The sequence below is a fragment of the Massilia sp. KIM genome, assembly GCF_002007115.1.
Classification (GTDB): Bacteria; Pseudomonadota; Gammaproteobacteria; order Burkholderiales; family Burkholderiaceae_D; genus Telluria.
Genome location: NZ_MVAD01000001.1, coordinates 1,394,905 through 1,409,837 on the forward strand (window position 1 = coordinate 1,394,905; position 14,933 = coordinate 1,409,837).

The 14,933-nt window shown below is 68.6% G+C and carries 18 protein-coding genes; 10 read left to right on the forward strand and 8 right to left on the reverse strand.

Going from position 1 to position 14,933, the window contains the following annotated elements; genetic code table 11:
- Window positions 1-24: 24 nt before the first annotated feature.
- From B0920_RS06040 to B0920_RS06055, 4 genes are all read left to right on the forward strand, one after another.
- The gene (locus tag B0920_RS06040; protein ID WP_078031642.1) at window positions 25-1,629 is read left to right on the forward strand and encodes an ABC-F family ATPase; all 1,605 of its coding nucleotides are present in this window, start codon (window positions 25-27) and stop codon (window positions 1,627-1,629) included.
- A gap of 66 nt (window positions 1,630-1,695) precedes the next feature.
- Window positions 1,696-2,832 carry a quinolinate synthase NadA gene (gene nadA, locus B0920_RS06045; RefSeq protein WP_078031643.1) on the forward strand — a complete coding sequence of 379 codons (1,137 nt, stop codon included), beginning with the start codon at window positions 1,696-1,698 and terminating at the stop codon, window positions 2,830-2,832.
- The gene (gene nadC, locus B0920_RS06050; RefSeq protein ID WP_078031644.1) at window positions 2,829-3,704 is read left to right on the forward strand and encodes a carboxylating nicotinate-nucleotide diphosphorylase; all 876 of its coding nucleotides are present in this window, start codon (window positions 2,829-2,831) and stop codon (window positions 3,702-3,704) included. Before nadA ends, nadC begins: the two co-directional genes overlap by 4 nt.
- A complete protein-coding gene (locus B0920_RS06055; RefSeq protein WP_078031645.1) occupies window positions 3,701-4,024 on the forward strand; it encodes a hypothetical protein in 324 nt (107 codons plus the stop codon). The genes nadC and B0920_RS06055 overlap by 4 nt, the downstream gene beginning before the upstream one ends.
- A 29-nt stretch (window positions 4,025-4,053) precedes the next feature.
- Here B0920_RS06055 and B0920_RS06060 read toward each other — a convergent pair whose 3' ends face one another.
- Entirely contained in the window at window positions 4,054-5,103 is a 1,050-nt protein-coding gene (locus B0920_RS06060; protein WP_229455219.1) for an alpha/beta fold hydrolase, read from the reverse strand.
- Complete coding sequence (locus B0920_RS06065; RefSeq protein ID WP_078031646.1) at window positions 5,100-6,008, reverse strand: NAD-dependent protein deacetylase; 909 nt, start codon at window positions 6,006-6,008, stop codon at window positions 5,100-5,102. Before B0920_RS06065 ends, B0920_RS06060 begins: the two co-directional genes overlap by 4 nt.
- A 200-nt stretch (window positions 6,009-6,208) precedes the next feature.
- On the opposite strand from B0920_RS06065, the gene B0920_RS06070 reads away from it, so the two are divergent.
- Together B0920_RS06070 and B0920_RS06075 are read left to right on the forward strand one after the other, a co-directional pair.
- A complete protein-coding gene (locus B0920_RS06070) occupies window positions 6,209-6,595 on the forward strand; it encodes a DUF5329 domain-containing protein (protein WP_078031647.1) in 387 nt (128 codons plus the stop codon).
- A gap of 136 nt (window positions 6,596-6,731) precedes the next feature.
- Window positions 6,732-7,517, forward strand: a complete 786-nt coding sequence (locus B0920_RS06075) for a pirin family protein (protein ID WP_078031648.1) — start codon at window positions 6,732-6,734, stop codon at window positions 7,515-7,517.
- 131 nt (window positions 7,518-7,648) lie between these two features.
- Here B0920_RS06075 and B0920_RS06080 read toward each other — a convergent pair whose 3' ends face one another.
- Together B0920_RS06080 and nadB are read right to left on the reverse strand one after the other, a co-directional pair.
- Entirely contained in the window at window positions 7,649-8,548 is a 900-nt protein-coding gene (locus B0920_RS06080) for a DMT family transporter (protein WP_078031649.1), read from the reverse strand.
- 27 nt (window positions 8,549-8,575) lie between these two features.
- A complete protein-coding gene (gene nadB, locus B0920_RS06085) occupies window positions 8,576-10,204 on the reverse strand; it encodes an L-aspartate oxidase (protein ID WP_078031650.1) in 1,629 nt (542 codons plus the stop codon).
- A gap of 191 nt (window positions 10,205-10,395) precedes the next feature.
- On the opposite strand from nadB, the gene B0920_RS06090 reads away from it, so the two are divergent.
- Together B0920_RS06090 and pnuC are read left to right on the forward strand one after the other, a co-directional pair.
- The gene (locus B0920_RS06090) at window positions 10,396-10,893 is read left to right on the forward strand and encodes a pyridoxamine 5'-phosphate oxidase family protein (RefSeq protein ID WP_078031651.1); all 498 of its coding nucleotides are present in this window, start codon (window positions 10,396-10,398) and stop codon (window positions 10,891-10,893) included.
- Between the two features lie 98 nt (window positions 10,894-10,991).
- Complete coding sequence (gene pnuC, locus B0920_RS06095) at window positions 10,992-11,570, forward strand: nicotinamide riboside transporter PnuC (RefSeq protein ID WP_218669371.1); 579 nt, start codon at window positions 10,992-10,994, stop codon at window positions 11,568-11,570.
- Here the strand turns inward: pnuC and B0920_RS06100 are convergent.
- The 3 genes from B0920_RS06100 to B0920_RS06110 all read right to left on the reverse strand — a co-directional run bounded on the left by B0920_RS06100 (window position 11,560) and on the right by B0920_RS06110 (window position 12,825).
- Window positions 11,560-11,922, reverse strand: a complete 363-nt coding sequence (locus B0920_RS06100; protein ID WP_078031653.1) for a hypothetical protein — start codon at window positions 11,920-11,922, stop codon at window positions 11,560-11,562. The two genes, pnuC and B0920_RS06100, sit on opposite strands and share 11 nt — an antisense overlap.
- Before the next feature lie 111 nt (window positions 11,923-12,033).
- On the reverse strand, window positions 12,034-12,366 hold the full coding sequence (locus tag B0920_RS06105; protein ID WP_078031654.1) for a copper-binding protein: 333 nt from the start codon (window positions 12,364-12,366) through the stop codon (window positions 12,034-12,036).
- Between the two features lie 12 nt (window positions 12,367-12,378).
- A complete protein-coding gene (locus B0920_RS06110) occupies window positions 12,379-12,825 on the reverse strand; it encodes a DUF411 domain-containing protein (protein WP_078031655.1) in 447 nt (148 codons plus the stop codon).
- Between the two features lie 154 nt (window positions 12,826-12,979).
- On the opposite strand from B0920_RS06110, the gene B0920_RS06115 reads away from it, so the two are divergent.
- Entirely contained in the window at window positions 12,980-13,351 is a 372-nt protein-coding gene (locus B0920_RS06115) for a four-helix bundle copper-binding protein (RefSeq protein WP_078031656.1), read from the forward strand.
- A 71-nt stretch (window positions 13,352-13,422) separates the two neighbouring features.
- Window positions 13,423-14,586 carry a tyrosine-type recombinase/integrase gene (locus tag B0920_RS06120; RefSeq protein ID WP_078031657.1) on the forward strand — a complete coding sequence of 388 codons (1,164 nt, stop codon included), beginning with the start codon at window positions 13,423-13,425 and terminating at the stop codon, window positions 14,584-14,586.
- A 16-nt stretch (window positions 14,587-14,602) separates the two neighbouring features.
- Here B0920_RS06120 and B0920_RS06125 read toward each other — a convergent pair whose 3' ends face one another.
- On the reverse strand, window positions 14,603-14,914 hold the full coding sequence (locus B0920_RS06125) for a hypothetical protein (protein WP_143745666.1): 312 nt from the start codon (window positions 14,912-14,914) through the stop codon (window positions 14,603-14,605).
- Window positions 14,915-14,933 lie beyond the last annotated feature (19 nt).

Sequence of the window (14,933 nt, forward strand, 5' to 3'; positions counted from 1 at the left end):
AAACCGCTCTTCCAAAGGTTTAACGTGCTCTCCACTGCCAATATCACGATGCAATTCGGCGCCAAGCCGCTGTTCGAAAACATTTCCGTCAAGTTCGGTGAAGGCAACCGCTATGGCCTGATCGGTGCGAACGGCTGCGGCAAGTCGACCTTCATGAAGATCCTCGGCGGCGACCTGGAGCCGTCGGCCGGCAATGTCAGCCTCGATCCGGGCGAGCGCCTGGGCAAGCTGCGCCAGGACCAGTTCGCGTACGAAGACGTGCGCGTGCTGGACGTGGTGATGATGGGCCACACCGAGCTGTGGAACGCCATCGCCGAGCGCGACGCGATCTACGCCAACCCGGAAGCCACCGACGACGACTACATGCGCGCCGCCGAGCTCGAAGGCAAGGTGGCCGAATACGACGGCTATTCGGCCGAGGCGCGCGCCGGCGAGCTGCTGCTGGGCGTGGGCATCTCGATCGACCTGCACCAGGGCCCGATGAGCGCCGTGGCGCCGGGCTGGAAGCTGCGCGTGCTGCTGGCCCAGGCCCTGTTCTCGAACCCGGACATCCTGCTGCTGGACGAACCGACCAACAACCTGGACATCCACACCATCCGCTGGCTCGAGAACGTGCTCAACGAGCGCAACTCGACCATGATCATCATCTCGCACGACCGTCACTTCCTGAACCAGGTCTGCACCCACATCGCGGACATGGACTACGGCACCCTGAAGGTCTATCCGGGCACCTACGACGACTACATGCTGGCCTCGACCCAGGCGCGCAACCAGCAGCTGGCGAACAACGCCAAGGCCAAGGAAAAAGTGGCCGAGCTGCAAGACTTCGTGCGCCGCTTCTCGGCCAACAAGTCCAAGGCCCGCCAGGCGACCTCGCGTCTCAAGCAGATCGACAAGATCAAGATCGAGGAATTCAAGCCGTCCTCGCGCGCCTACCCCTTCGTGCGCTTCGAGGGCGAGAAGAAGCTGCACCGCCTGGCGGTGGAAACCGAGGGCCTGACCAAGGCCTACGACCGTCCGCTGTTCAAGAATTTCTCGATCATGGTCGAGGCCGGCGAGCGGATCGCCATCATCGGCGCCAACGGCGCCGGCAAGACCACCTTGCTGCGCTGCATCGGTGGCGCCGAGATCACCGGTCTCGACGCCGACCAGGGCCGCACCAAGTGGGCCGAGAACGCCAACGTCGGCTATATGCCCCAGGATCCGACCGAGGAGTTCGCGAGCGACACCAACCTGACCGACTGGATGGGCCAGTGGACCCAGGAAGGCGACGACGACCAGGCCGTGCGCTCCATCCTCGGCCGCCTGCTGTTCGGCGGCGACGAAGTCAAGAAATCGGTGCGCGTGCTCTCGGGCGGTGAAAAGGGCCGCATGATGTACGGCAAGCTGATGCTGGGCCGCCACAACGTGCTGCTGCTGGACGAGCCGACCAACCACATGGACATGGAATCGATCGAGTCCCTGAACATCGCGCTCGACAAATACGCCGGCACCCTGATCTTCGTGTCGCACGACCGCGAGTTCGTGTCCTCGCTGGCGACCCGCATCCTGGAGATCCGCGAGAACGAGATCGTCGACTTCCAGGGCAATTACGAGGATTACCTGAAGAGCCAGGGCATCGACGCCTGATGCGGCAGGGCGGGGCGGCCAAGGCCGCTCCTGCGCGCCTCTTTTCATTGTGAGATCATACTTCGCATGAACACCGTACTCCCGATCAAGACCTTCGAATACGACCGGCCGGTCGCGGGCGCCGCCTGCACCGCCGAAGCCTGGGCGCGCACGCCCGCCCAACCCAGCGCGGAAGAGAAAATCGAGCTCAAGGCGCGCATCCGCCGCCTGCTCAAGGAGCGCGACGCCGTGCTGGTGGCCCACTACTACGTGGACGCCGAGCTGCAGGACCTGGCCGAGGAGACCGGCGGCTGCGTTTCGGATTCGCTGGAAATGGCGCGCTTCGGGCGCGACCATCCCGCCAAGACCCTGGTGGTGGCCGGGGTGCGCTTCATGGGCGAGACCTCGAAGATCCTGAACCCGGAAAAGACCATCCTGATGCCGGACCTGGACGCCACCTGCTCGCTCGACCTGGGCTGCCCGGCCGACGAGTTCGCGGCCTTCTGCGACCAGCACCCGGACCGCACCGTGGTGGTCTACGCCAACACCAGCGCCGCAGTGAAGGCGCGCGCCGACTGGATGGTGACTTCCTCGATCGGCCTGGACATCGTCAAGCACCTGCACGAGCAGGGCAAGAAGATCCTGTGGGCGCCCGACCGCCACCTGGGCGCCTACATCCAGAAGCAGACCGGCGCCGACATGCTGCTGTGGCAGGGCTCCTGCCTGGTGCACGACGAGTTCAAGGGCATCGAACTCGACCTGCTCAAGGCCGAACACCCGCAGGCCAAGGTGCTGGTGCACCCGGAGTCGCCGGCTGCCGTGGTGGCCCAGGCCGACGTGGTCGGCTCGACCACCCAGCTGATCAATGCGGCGCGCGAACTGGACGCCACCACCTTCATCGTGGCGACCGACAACGGGATCCTGCACAAGATGCGCATGGCCGCGCCGGGCAAGACCTTCATCGAAGCCCCGACCGCCGGCAACAGCGCCACCTGCAAGAGCTGCGCCCACTGCCCGTGGATGGCGATGAACGGCCTCAAGAACCTGGCCGAGGTGCTGGAAACCGGCGCCAACCAGATCCACGTCGATCCGGAAACCGGCCGCCAGGCCAAGCGTGCGATCGACCGCATGCTGGACTTCGCCGCCGCCAAGAAGGCCAAGGCCCTGCCGAGCGGCGCGCTGGAGCAGAACGCGACGCTGTTCTCGGGAGTGGGTCCGGCATGACGACCCTGCGCAATCCCTTCATCCCGGAAGCCGGCTTCGACGACAAGCTGCAGTCGGCCTTCGAACAGAACATCCTGGCCGCGCTGCTGGAAGACGTCGGCACCGGCGACCTGACCGGCAAGCTGGTGCCCGCCGACACGCGCGTGCAGGCGCGCGTGATCGTGCGCGAGGAAGCCGTGCTGTGCGGCGCGCCCTGGTTCGAGGGCGTGATGCTGGCGGTCGACCAGGACCTCGAGATCGACTGGAAGTACGCCGAGGGCGAGCTGATGGCGGCCGACAGCGTGGTCTGCACCATCGCCGGCGCGCCGCGCTCGTTGCTCACCGCCGAGCGCGCGGCCCTGAACTTCCTGCAACTGCTGTCGGGCGTGGCCACGGCCACCCGCCGCTACGTCGACGTGATCGCCGGCACCCGCGCCGCCATCCTCGACACCCGCAAGACCCTGCCGGGCCTGCGCCTGGCGCAAAAGTACGCGGTGCGGGTGGGCGGCGGCCAGAACCAGCGCCTGGCGCTCTACGACGGCATCCTGATCAAGGAAAACCACATCGCCGCGGCCGGCGGCGTGACCGCCGCCCTGCAGGCGGCGGACGCGCTCGATGCCGGCGTGCCGGTGCAGATCGAGGTCGAGACCATCGCCCAGCTCGAGGAAGCGCTGGCGGGCGGCGTAAAGTCTGTGTTGCTGGACAATTTCAACCTCGACATGATGCGCGAGGCGGTGCGGGTGAATGCCGGCCGCGCCTTGCTGGAAGCCTCGGGCGGCGTCAATTTGCAGACCGTGCGGGCGATCGCCGAAACCGGCGTCGACCGCATCTCGATCGGCAGCCTGACCAAGGACCTGCGCGCGACCGACTATTCGCTGCGGATCGTCGGATGAGCGCCGCGTCCAAGCTGTCGCGCTCCCTCGGCTCGCGCCTGTTCTGGCTGGGTTTCGGCCTGCTGCTGGGGCTGCCGCAACTGCTGGACGGGATCCGCTACGACCTCAACGGTGAGCTGTTCTTCGGCCTCGGCATGCTGCTGCTCGGCCTGCGCGGCTTCCTGCGCCCGGTGGTGCTGGGGCGCGCGCTGCGCATGCAGGGGCCTGCCGCGTCCGAGGACGTCACGATCGGCTCGCCCGCGCTGCTGGGCGCCCTGTCGCTGGCGATGGCGGCGGCCCTGGTCACCGGCCTGGTCCTCAAGTTCATGGCCCAGCAATAAGGGCCCGGCAATAAGGGTCCGGCGACGCCTCAGACCCCGCTCTCGCTGGCCCGCGCCAGCGCTTCCGCCCGCGCGTCGCGGAGCAGGACCGGCTCGCCGACCTGGGCGGCGATCGCATCGACCGCCGCGACCACCTTCTCGGGATGGGCGTAGTGCAGCATGTGGCCGACGCCCGGGCAGAGCTCCAGTTGTCCGTCGCGCACGCCGCCCTGCAGCCGCTCCGAATTGTGGGTGAAATCGATGATGCGGTCGCCCGTGCCGGCCAGGATCCTGACCGGCACCTTCAGTTCCCCGTAATGCCGCGCCAGCATGGCCGCGCCGGGCACCAGCATGGCGCTGTCGGCGGCCGTGGCGCGCAACTGCTTCGGCCTCAGGGCCATCCATACCGGCAGACCCTTGAAGCGGCCGGACACCGGCATCGGCGCGAAAGTGCGGCGCGTGACCGGCCGCCACAGCATGCGCGAGAGCAGGGGCGAGACCGTGTGGCTGAGCAGGTCGCCGACCACCGGCAGCGCCGGCGCCCCTGTGAAGGGGACTTCGGCGCGCAGGCTGGGGTAGTAGTAGCCGCCCAGCAGCACCAGGCCGCGCACGACCTCCGGCGCCTGCAATCCCATCGCCAGGGCCGGCAGCGTGCCCCAGGAATGGCCCAGCACGATGGCCGACTGGATCTGCAGCTCCTGCAGCGCGCGATGCAGCAGGCGCGCCTGCCGCTCCGGCGTCCAGACGGTCGTGCGCGGGCGCTCGCTGTAGCCGTAACCCGGGCGGTCGAAGGCGATCACCCGGTAATGGCGCGCCGCCGCGTCCAGCACTCCGCTGAGCTCGAAATCCTTGGCATGCACGCCGATTCCGTGCAAGAGCACCAGCACCGGACCCTCGCCGCGCTCGAGATAGTGCAGGCGCACCCCGTCGACCGTGACGAACTTGCCCTCCGGCGGGTGCTCGCGCTCGACCTCGCGCGTCTTCGCGCGCACGTAGAGCCAGGAAGCGGCCAGGCCGAGGCCGAGGCCGGCCAGCAGCAGGCCGGTGCGCGACGCGGGTGCGCGGGTGCGGAGCGCGCGGCTCCTCTGGTAGTCGCTCACAATACCCCCTTGTGGTCGATGAGCGCGGGCGGCAGGGCCGGCGGCCGGGCATTGAGCAGCTCGGCCACGAGCGGCAGCACGTGCTCGCTGGATTCATCGAGTTTGAGATGCAGCAGGTCGTCCGCACGGGTGCGTCCGAGGTTGACGGCGGCGATCAGCTTGCCGGTCTCGCGCGCCATGCGGCAGAAGCGGAAGCCCGAGTAGACCATCAGCGAGGAGCCGACCACCAGCAGGGCGTCGGCCGCTTCCATCTGGGCCAGCGCGGCGGTGGTGCGGGCCGCCGGAACGTTGTCGCCGAAGAACACCACGTCCGGCGCCAGGGCGCCGCCGCAGTGCAGGCAGCCCGGCAGCGTGAAATCGGTGATGGCGTCCGGGTCGAGCGCGGCGTCGCCGTCCGGCAGCGGCGTCGCCAGGGCCTGGGCCAGTTGCGGGTTCGCCGCTTCCAGTTGGTTCTGGACCAGGGCGCGCGGAAACTGCGCCTCGCAGGCCAGGCAGCGGACAGTGTGAATATTGCCGTGCAGCTCGAGCACGGCATGACTGCCGGCCTGGTGATGCAGGCCGTCGACGTTCTGGGTCAGGATGAAGCCGATCTTGCCGCTCGCTTCGAGCGCGGCCAGGGCCTTGTGGCCCCGGTTGGGCGTAGCCTTGGCCAGCACCGGCCAGCCCACCATGCTGCGCGCCCAGTAGCGGCGCTGCACCGCCTCGGAACGCCGGAATTCCGGTCCCTGGATAGGCTGCTTGCCGCGCCGGGCGCCGTCGCGGTCGCGGTAGTCGGGGATGCCCGACGCGGTCGACAATCCGGCCCCGGTAAGGACCAGGGTGCGCGCATGCCGCTCGAGGAAGGCGGCCAGCTCCTCGGCGCGCTGGCGCGCCGGGCCGTCCGTGATGCTGAAACCTTCTGCCATGTCGCTGAATCCTCCCTATGCCTGGGATCGTAACACCGGCGCCCAGCCGCTCGGAACACGATTCCCCGCCAACATAATGGCCCGCGAGGGGAGGGGGTGTTCCTGGTGATGTCGCCTAGATGGTTCCGTCCGCCTGGTTTCACAATGGCCGTGCGGCCGATCCACGGTATCATCGGGCATCCATTTTACGAGGGAATGTCATGCCCAGCTTCGCCCCGGCCCGCGTCCTGGCGGCCTTCTGTTTCGCCCTGAGCTGCGCGGGCGCGGCCGCCGCGCCGCCGTCGCCGGCCGTGCGGGCCGAGATCGACACCCTGCTGGAGCGGCTCAAAGGCTCCGGTTGCCATTTCGAGCGCAACCGCAGCTGGTATGGCGGCGAGCAGGCCGAGGCCCACCTGCGGCGCAAACTGCGCTACATCGAAGGGCGCAAGGAAGGCTTGACCAGCACCGAGCAGTTCATCGAACTCGCCGCCAGCGCCAGCAGCATGGCCGGCAAACCCTACCGGGTGCGTTGCGGCGGCGCGGAGCCGGTGCGCAGCCGCGACTGGCTGCTGCAGGAGCTGACCCGCATCCGCACGACCAAACCGTAACCGCTGGAGTTTCGCTTTGGCGCGGCGCGCGCCGGCTCTCAAGGAAGAGATATTGCCGAGCAAGTCCAGCGTGCTACTCTGGCAAGGGCAAGCTTGCCGACCATTTCAGGTCTCTCACCCGACGAGAGGTGCAAGGATGGAAACCCTGAGCGCGACCGACCGGACGACCCGCCCCTTGCTTGGCGCCCTGCGTCCGGAGTGGCAAAGAATGAGCGAGGGCTTGAGCATCGCCAAGATCCACCCGGCCTCGCTCTCCTGGGAGCTCGACCCGGTGCTGCAGATCGACTGGTTCAGGATGAGCAGGCGCTTCTTTCCGCCCCACCCGCATGCCGGCTTCTCGGCGGTCACCCTGATGCTGCCGAACTCCGCAGGCGGTTTCATCAACCGCGACAGCCTCGGGGACGCATCCGCGATTCCGCCCGGCGCCATGCACTGGACCGAGGCGGCGCGCGGCATGATGCACGAAGAAGTGCCGCAGATCGAAGGCCTGGAATGTCATGGGCTGCAAATTTTCGTCAACCTGCCCGCGCGCTTCAAGCTGGCCGCGCCGGCCGTGTATCACGTCGAACGCGAACAGCTGCAGCCCGTCGTGCTCGGCGGCGCGAAGGTGTATTGCTACGTGGGCGATTTCGCCGGCCTGCGGCGCGGTGCGGTCGCCCCGCGCACCACCGTCGCGCTCTGGACCATCGCGCTGGAGGCTCATGCGCCGCTGGCGCTCCCCCTGCCGCCGGACTGGAACCTGAGCCTGCTGGTCACCGAGGGCGCCATCGTCGTCGATGGCCAGACGTATCCGGAAGGCTCGGTGCTCGGCTTCGGCCATGGCGACCTGGTGCGCATCGAACCGGGCGCCACGCCGGCCGGCGCGGTCGTGCTGGCGGGGCCGGCGCTGCGTGAACCGCTCGCCGTGTCGGGCCCTTCGTGATGAGCGACCAGTCCCAGCTGACCGACGCGAAGCGCCGCTACGCGGCCGGCGAAATGGGCCGGCTCGCCCCGTCGGCCGCTGCCTAATCGCCACCGGGATCCCATGCCGCCGCCCGCGCGGCAAGGCGAGGCTCAGCGCGCCGACGCGGCGATGCCGCCCACGATCATGGCAAAGGCCAGGATGTGGTAGAGGTGGGGCGCTTCGCCCAGGAAAGCCGAGGACAGCAGGGCCGTGAACAGGGGCGTCAGGTTGATGAAGAAGGCGCCGATGCTGGGACCGGCGCGCTGCACGCCGGCGCCCCAGCAGCGCATCGCCAGGATCGCCGGGCCGAGGGCCACGTAGAGCAGGGCGGCGGCCACTCCCCAGCTCCAGGTGATGCGCAGGTCCTGGAGCGCCCATTCGCCGCCCGCCAGCGCCGCCGACCACAGCACCCCGTAGCCGACCTGGGCCAGCAGGAAGGCGGCCCAGTCGGCGCGCAGTTCCGGCGCGTCGCGCCGCTCCATCAGCATCCAGCTGTAGAAGGACCAGGCGATGGTGGCCAAAATCATGTACAGGTCGCCGATCACCAGGCGCAGCGCTGCCAGCTGGGCCAGGTCGCCGCGGCACATCACCACCAGCACCCCGGCGATCGACAGCACCGCGCCCGCCACCTGGCGCCGCTTGACCGGCGCTTTATAGAAGAGCTTGCCGACCACCAGCATCCAGACCGGCATGCCGGAGGCGACCAGGGTGACATTGATCGGGGTCGAGCTTTGCAGGGCCAGGTATTGCAGCGAGTTGTACAGGCCCACGCTGAGCAGGCCGAGCATGCTGTAGCGGCGCCAGTTCTTCAGCACGCCGCTGCCCGGGCGCAGGGCCGCGCGCCCGAGCGGCACCAGCACTGCCAGCGCCAGCACCCAGCGGATCAGGTTCAGGGTCATGGGCGGCACGGCGTCGCGCATCAGTCGGCCGACCACGGCGTTGCCGGCCCACAGGATGGGCGGCGTGGTCAGCAGCAGGATGGTCGGGAGCGTGAGCTGGGGTCGGTTCATCGCAAGGCGGTCCGCCGTCGCCGCCGGTCAGCGGCGGCGCGGCGTCAGGACGCTCGGCAGGGCCTTGGGCAGGGTGTCGGGGAAGTCGCGCGAGAAGTGCAGGCCGCGGCTCTCGTGGCGCGACAGCGCGCTGCGCACGATCAGGTGGGCCACCTCGACCAGGTTGCGCAGTTCCAGCAGGTCGGGCGTGATGCGGAAGTTGCGGTAGTACTCGTCGATCTCTTCCTTGAGCAGCTTGATGCGGTGCAGGGCGCGCTCGAGGCGCTTGGTGGTGCGCACGATGCCCACGTAGTTCCACATGAAGCGGCGCAGCTCGTCCCAGTTGTGGGCGATGACCACTTCTTCGTCGGCGTTGGTGACCCGGCTCTCGTCCCAGGCGGGCAGTGCCGGATGCTCGACCCGCGGCGCGGCCGCGATCTGGTGGGCGCAGGCGCGCCCCACCACCACGCATTCCAGCAGCGAATTGCTGGCCAGGCGGTTGGCGCCGTGCAGGCCGGTGCAGGCGGTTTCGCCCACCGCATACAGGCCAGGGATGTCGGTGCGACCGGCCAGGTCGGTGACGATGCCGCCGCAGGTGAAATGCACGGCCGGCACCACCGGAATCGGCTCCTTCGTAATGTCGATGCCGAGCTCCAGGCAGCGCGCGTAGATGGTGGGGAAATGCTCCTTGAGGAATTCCGGGTCCTGGTGGCTGATGTCGAGATGGACGTAGTCCAGGCCGCGCTTCTTCATCTCGAAGTCGATGGCGCGCGCGACCACGTCGCGCGGGGCCAGTTCGCCGCGCTCGTCGTGGGCCGGCATGAAGCGGGTCCCGGCGGCCGGTCCGGCTTCCGGCGGCAGCTTGAGCAGGCCGCCTTCGCCGCGGATCGCCTCGGTGATCAGGAAGGACTTGGCGTAGGGGTGGTACAGGCAGGTCGGATGGAACTGGATGAATTCCATGTTCGAGATGCGGCAGCCGGCGCGCCAGGCCATGGCGATGCCGTCGCCGGTGGCGGTGTCGGGATTGGTCGTGTACAGGTAGACCTTGCCGGCGCCGCCGGTGGCCAGCACGGTGTGCTCGGCTTCCACGGTCAGCACCTTGCCGTTGCGTACGTCCTGCACGTAGAGGCCGTAGCAGCGCGGCTGGCCCACCAGGTGCGGGGTGTTGCCGCGCACCCCGTCGGCGCCCAGCTTGTCGGAGGTGACCAGGTCGATCGCGCAGTGGTGCTCGAACAGCGCGATATTGGGGTGGGCGCGCACCTTCTGTTCCAGGGTGACCTGGACTGCGTGGCCGGTGGCGTCGGCGGCGTGGATGATGCGGCGCTGGCTGTGGCCGCCCTCGCGGGTCAGGTGAAAGCCCAGTTCGGCGGATTCGTCGCGGGTGAAGGGCACGCCCTGTTCGATCAGCCATTCGATGGCTTCGCGGCCATGTTCGACGATGTAGCGGGTGGCGGCCTCGTCGCACAGGCCGGCGCCGGCCACCAGGGTGTCGGCGATGTGCTGGTCGTGGCTGTCGCCCGAATCGAGCACGGCGGCGATGCCGCCCTGGGCCCAGTTGCTGGCTCCGTCGAGGAGCTCGCGCTTCGAGATGATGGCGACCTTGCGCGTTTGCGCCAGGTGCAGGGCCACCGACAGGCCGGCCAGACCGCTGCCGACGATTGCGACGTCAAATTTCATGGCGAATGTCATATTTGTACAGAGGCATCACTATAGACGATTTGCGCACCCGGCGTCAGGCGTCCGTCCGGCCGGTAAGCAGGCGAAGAGGGCGGGACAGCGGCGGGACAGCGCCCGGCCAGCGTACGGCGCCGCACCGATGCCCGCCTGGCAGCGGGCTAGGATGGCGCATCTCATCCAGGAGGATCGCCATGTCTTACGATAATTCCCAACACGCCGCCGCGCTGGCGGATCGTATCGGCGCGATGCGCTTCGCCATGTTCACCTTCCGCGACCAGCATGGCCACCTGGCCAGCCAGCCGATGACCAACCAGCAGGTCGACCGCGAGGGCGGCCTGTGGTTCTATGTGCGCACCACCACCGCCCTGTGGGACAGCATCGCCCACGACCCCGAGGTCAATGTCAGCTTCGCCAACAATGACGACAGCACCTATGTGTCGGTCAGCGGCACGGCCGAGCGCGTGGTCGACCGCGCGCAGATCCGCGCCCTGTGGAACCCGATGGTGCAGGCCTGGTTCCCGGCCGGCCCGGACGACGAGCACGTGGTCCTGGTGCGGGTGCTGCCGCACGCCGCCGAATACTGGGACTCGAACGACAGCAAGATGGTGCGCCTGTTCGCGATGGCCAAGGCGGCCGTCACCGGCAGCACCCCGGACGTCGACGCCGAGCACGGCACCATCAGGATGTAAACCTGCTTTCTTGCCTCCAGTCACGCCTGTCGCGTAGAGTAGGCGTTTTGACTGGAGCGAACCATGAGCCTGTCCTGGCGCCGCGCTGCGGCATGACGATCCCGAGCCCCCTCGAACTGGCGGCCAATGTGTTCACCGCGCTGTCCATCGTCCTCGCCGGACGCAACAGCGTTCACACCTGGTGGGCCGGCATCGTCGGCTGCAGCCTGTTCGGGCTGCTGTTCGCGCAGAGCCGGCTGTATGCGGACGTGCTGCTGCAGCTGTTTTTCGTGGGCACGAGCGTGCTGGGATGGTGGCGCTGGGCGCGCGGCGACCACGGCGCGCCCCTGCCGATCACCCATGCCGGATGGCGCACCCTGCTGTGGATGGTGCCCCTCGGCCTGGCCTGCACGGCCGCCTACGGCGCGCTGCTCCACCACTACACGGACGCCTACGCTCCCTTCGTCGACTCGGCCGTGCTGGTGTTCAGCGTGATCGCCCAGCTCCTCATGATGCAGCGGCGCATCGAGAACTGGCCGGTCTGGCTGCTCGTCAACACGGTGGCGGTGCCCCTCTACTTCAGCCGCGGGCTGACCCTGACCGCCGTCCTGTATGTGGGTTTCTGGATCAACGCCATCGTGTCCTGGATCTGGTGGCGCAAGCTGGCACGCGCCCAGGCCGCAGGCCTCAAGGCTTAGGCGGCAGGTCTTCCGGGCTTTGGTTGCCGCCGGTCTCGGGCGTGCCCAGGCCGGTGTCGCGGATGCCGGCCTGGCTCGAGCGCGTATCCTGGGCGCCGCGTCCAGGGCGCGCCATGGCGCTGTCGGGGGCGGCGACGTCCAGCGTGGGGCCGGCCGAGCCGTCCGGGGCATTGGTGGTCTCGCCGGACTGGTTGCGGCTCAGCCCGTCGCCGCCGTTGCCGCCGGTCTCCTGCTGAGTTTCGTGGCTGCGCGTGGCACCTTGCTCGCCGCTGGTCTCGCCGCCCACGCCGAGCGTGGTGGAGGGATCGTCCTGGGCCGGGGCGCCCGGGCCGGAAGGGGTCGGAGTGCTCATGATGTCGGTCCTCCTGAAATGAAGTACCGCCATTGTCCCGCTTCACGGCGCGCAAGGCTGTCGGCGCGCCGTGGATGGCCTTGTAGGAGAGCAGCTAGCCCCCCGTGCCGCTTACTTCGCGGCTTCCAGACGGGTGACGACGAAGGCGCCTTCGATGCGCTCGGCCACGAAGCGGATGGTGTCGCCCACCTTGACCTGGTCGAGCCAGGCCGGATCCTTGACCCGGAAAGCCATCGACATCGGCGGCATGTTCAGGTTCGCCAGCGGACCGTGCTTGATGGTCAGCTTGCCGGCCTCCTTGTCCACCTTGCGCACTTCGCCGCTGGCCATCTCGGCGGCGGCGGCCTGGCCGGCGTGCGCGGCATGCTGGTCCTGGGCCAGCGCCGGGGCGGCGCAAGCGGCGAAAGCGGCAACAGCGGCGAGCAGGGTGAGCGTCGATTTCATGGGCGTGTCTCCTCAGTTGTAATGTTTGTAGACGCTGGCCTTGCCGCCGTCCTTCACCAGCAGCACGTCATAGGGGTCCTTGCGCGGCCCCTGGTCCATGCCCGGCGAGCCGAGCGGCATGGCCGGCACCGCCAGGCCGCGCGCCTTGGGCTTCTCGGCCAGCATGCGCTTGATCTCGGCGGCCGGAACATGGCCTTCGAGCGCGTAGCCGTTCACGCGGCCGGAATGGCAGGAGCCGTATTGCGCCGGAATGCCGAACTTCTCGCGGTAGTCGGAGGGGTTGTCGACGTCGGTCGCCTTGACCGTGAAGCCGTTGGCCTCCAGGTGCTTGATCCATTCCTTGCAGCAGCCGCAGTAGGCCGTCTTGTAGACCTCGATCACGGGTTGGGCCGCGGCGGCGGCCAGCGGCAGCCCGATCAGCGCGGCGCTCGCGGTCTGCATGAGGAATCGTTTGATCATGGCTACTCCTGAGTAATCGGATTTCGTGTTGGTAATGTGCGTGCCCGTGGGCGCCGGCGATGCTATGGTCGCCACCACGATGCGACGCCCGCACTATACCAGCCTGGAGCGCCGCCCGCGCCCTTCGTAGCATCCACTTACATAGGGGAAGGCCATGGAAAGCCCGCGTTATACCACCTGCATCGAAGCCTGCAACGACTGCGCCGACGCCTGCGACACCTGCGCAGCCGCCTGCCTGGGCGAGGACGGGGTCAAGATGATGACGCGCTGCATTGCGCTGGACATGGACTGCGCGCAGCTTTGCCGCACCGCCGCGTCCATCATGGCACGCGGCGGCGAAGCGGCGCAGGCGGTCTGCATCGCCTGCGCCGAGGTCTGCGACCTGTGCGCCGAAGAATGCGTTCGCCATACCATGCAGCACTGCCAGGATTGCGCGGCCGCCTGCCGCCGCTGCGCCGCCGAGTGCCGCCGGATGGGCGGGCAGGCGGCGCCTGCGGCCGGCTTCGGGGTGCCCGCACCGCACTGAAGGCCCGCTCTTCCGGCAGGGGAGGGGCAATGTTATACTGTATATAAGCACAGTACTCAACCTTGCCCCCAATGCCGACTTTCCTGCCCATCGACCTCGACCCGCCGCCAGATGAGGGGGCGGAGCGGGCGCAAGCGACGCGCGCCGGCCGCGGCGCCCGCGGCGCACATGACGAGCCGATCACGGGCGCCGCCAACGACGTCGAGATCGCACGCGAATACATCGCGCACGGCGAACTGAGCGCCAAATCGATCGCCAACGTCCAGAAGGAGCTCTACCGCTTCCTGACCTGGTGCCGCGAAGAAGCCGGCAAGACCTTCCACCAGCTGAATGTGGCGGACCTCAACGCCTACAAGGAATTCCTGCGCCAGCCGCCGCCGGAATGGATCTCGGCCACCAAATGGCCGCGCAGCGATCCGCGCTACCGGCCCTTTTCCGGGCCCTTGTCCGATCCCAGCCGGCGCCAGGCCATGATCGCGGTGAAGGGGCTGCTGGCCTATGCCGAGCAGACCGGCTATCTGCGCCGCAATCCGGCGCGCCTGGTCAGGAACGTGCGCGCGCCCCACGCCAGCCGCATCACCCGCTATCTGAGCCCTCAGGCCATCGCCCTGGCCCTGGGCGCGGTCGAAGCGCGCGGCGCCGACAGCGAGGCTGCCCTGCGCCAGCGCGAGCGCGACCGCTTCCTTTTGATCGCCTTCGCCCAGACCGGCGCGCGCCTGAACGAGATCGTCGGCGCCCACATGGGCGCGATCTACAGCGAAGGCGACGGGCGCTGGTGGCTGGACGTGATGGGCAAGGGCGCCAAGCCGCGCCGCCTGCCGGTGCCACCGGCCATGCTGGCGGCCTACCGCGACTACCGGCGCGCCTACGGCCTGCCGGAGCAGACCGGCCGCGCCGACCGCATGCCCCTGGTGCTCTCCAGCCGCAGCAAGGAATTCGTGCGCGTCACCGACGAGGCGGCGTCCGAAGCCCTGAAGGCCGTGTTCCAGGCGGCCGCCGACCAGGCCGCGGCCCAGGGCGACGGCGACAGCGCCTCGGCCCTGCGCCAGGCTTCCACCCACTGGCTGCGCCACAGCATGCTCACCAACCACGCCAACAACGGGGTGCAGCTCAAGACCCTGCAGGATACCGCCGGCCATGCGAACATCGCGACCACGGCGGCCTATCTGCACAAGCAGGACCACGAAAGGCATGACGAACTGGTCGGCTCGCCGGCCGCCAGGGGCTTGTTCTAGCGGTTGCCCCGGGCGCTCAGGCCTGGGAAGGTTCGTGCTGGAGGCGGGTGACGCCGGCGGCGATCCAGACCACCGCGGCGAGGATGGACATCAGGCCCAGGAACAGCAGGGCCAGGCTCAGTTCGGGATGCAGGTCGGTGAGGTAGGCGCCGCCGAGGAAGACCACGGCCGGCAGCAGCAGGCGGTTGGCGGCGTAGCGGTTGATGCGGATGACGGCGCGCGTGGTTTCGTAGTGGACGAAGTTCAGAAGGCGGAGCGCGGGCGCCATGGTCAGCAGGCCGACGACACCCAGCAGCACCAGCGCCAGAAACAGGAATATGCCAGACACGATGATCTCCATCTCGCTA

What these genes read in the sequence shown, in the direction of transcription:
- nadA (WP_078031643.1), top strand. Translation starts at nt 1,696, where the DNA reads ATGAACACCGTACTCCCGATCAAGACCTTCGAATACGACCGGCCGGTC.
- nadC (WP_078031644.1), top strand. Translation starts at nt 2,829, where the DNA reads ATGACGACCCTGCGCAATCCCTTCATCCCGGAAGCCGGCTTCGACGAC.
- B0920_RS06055 (WP_078031645.1), top strand. Translation starts at nt 3,701, where the DNA reads ATGAGCGCCGCGTCCAAGCTGTCGCGCTCCCTCGGCTCGCGCCTGTTC.
- B0920_RS06065 (WP_078031646.1), bottom strand. Translation starts at nt 6,008, where the DNA reads ATGGCAGAAGGTTTCAGCATCACGGACGGCCCGGCGCGCCAGCGCGCC.
- B0920_RS06070 (WP_078031647.1), top strand. Translation starts at nt 6,209, where the DNA reads ATGCCCAGCTTCGCCCCGGCCCGCGTCCTGGCGGCCTTCTGTTTCGCC.
- B0920_RS06075 (WP_078031648.1), top strand. Translation starts at nt 6,732, where the DNA reads ATGGAAACCCTGAGCGCGACCGACCGGACGACCCGCCCCTTGCTTGGC.
- B0920_RS06080 (WP_078031649.1), bottom strand. Translation starts at nt 8,548, where the DNA reads ATGAACCGACCCCAGCTCACGCTCCCGACCATCCTGCTGCTGACCACG.
- nadB (WP_078031650.1), bottom strand. Translation starts at nt 10,204, where the DNA reads ATGAAATTTGACGTCGCAATCGTCGGCAGCGGTCTGGCCGGCCTGTCG.
- B0920_RS06090 (WP_078031651.1), top strand. Translation starts at nt 10,396, where the DNA reads ATGTCTTACGATAATTCCCAACACGCCGCCGCGCTGGCGGATCGTATC.
- B0920_RS06100 (WP_078031653.1), bottom strand. Translation starts at nt 11,922, where the DNA reads ATGAGCACTCCGACCCCTTCCGGCCCGGGCGCCCCGGCCCAGGACGAT.
- B0920_RS06105 (WP_078031654.1), bottom strand. Translation starts at nt 12,366, where the DNA reads ATGAAATCGACGCTCACCCTGCTCGCCGCTGTTGCCGCTTTCGCCGCT.
- B0920_RS06110 (WP_078031655.1), bottom strand. Translation starts at nt 12,825, where the DNA reads ATGATCAAACGATTCCTCATGCAGACCGCGAGCGCCGCGCTGATCGGG.
- B0920_RS06115 (WP_078031656.1), top strand. Translation starts at nt 12,980, where the DNA reads ATGGAAAGCCCGCGTTATACCACCTGCATCGAAGCCTGCAACGACTGC.
- B0920_RS06120 (WP_078031657.1), top strand. Translation starts at nt 13,423, where the DNA reads ATGCCGACTTTCCTGCCCATCGACCTCGACCCGCCGCCAGATGAGGGG.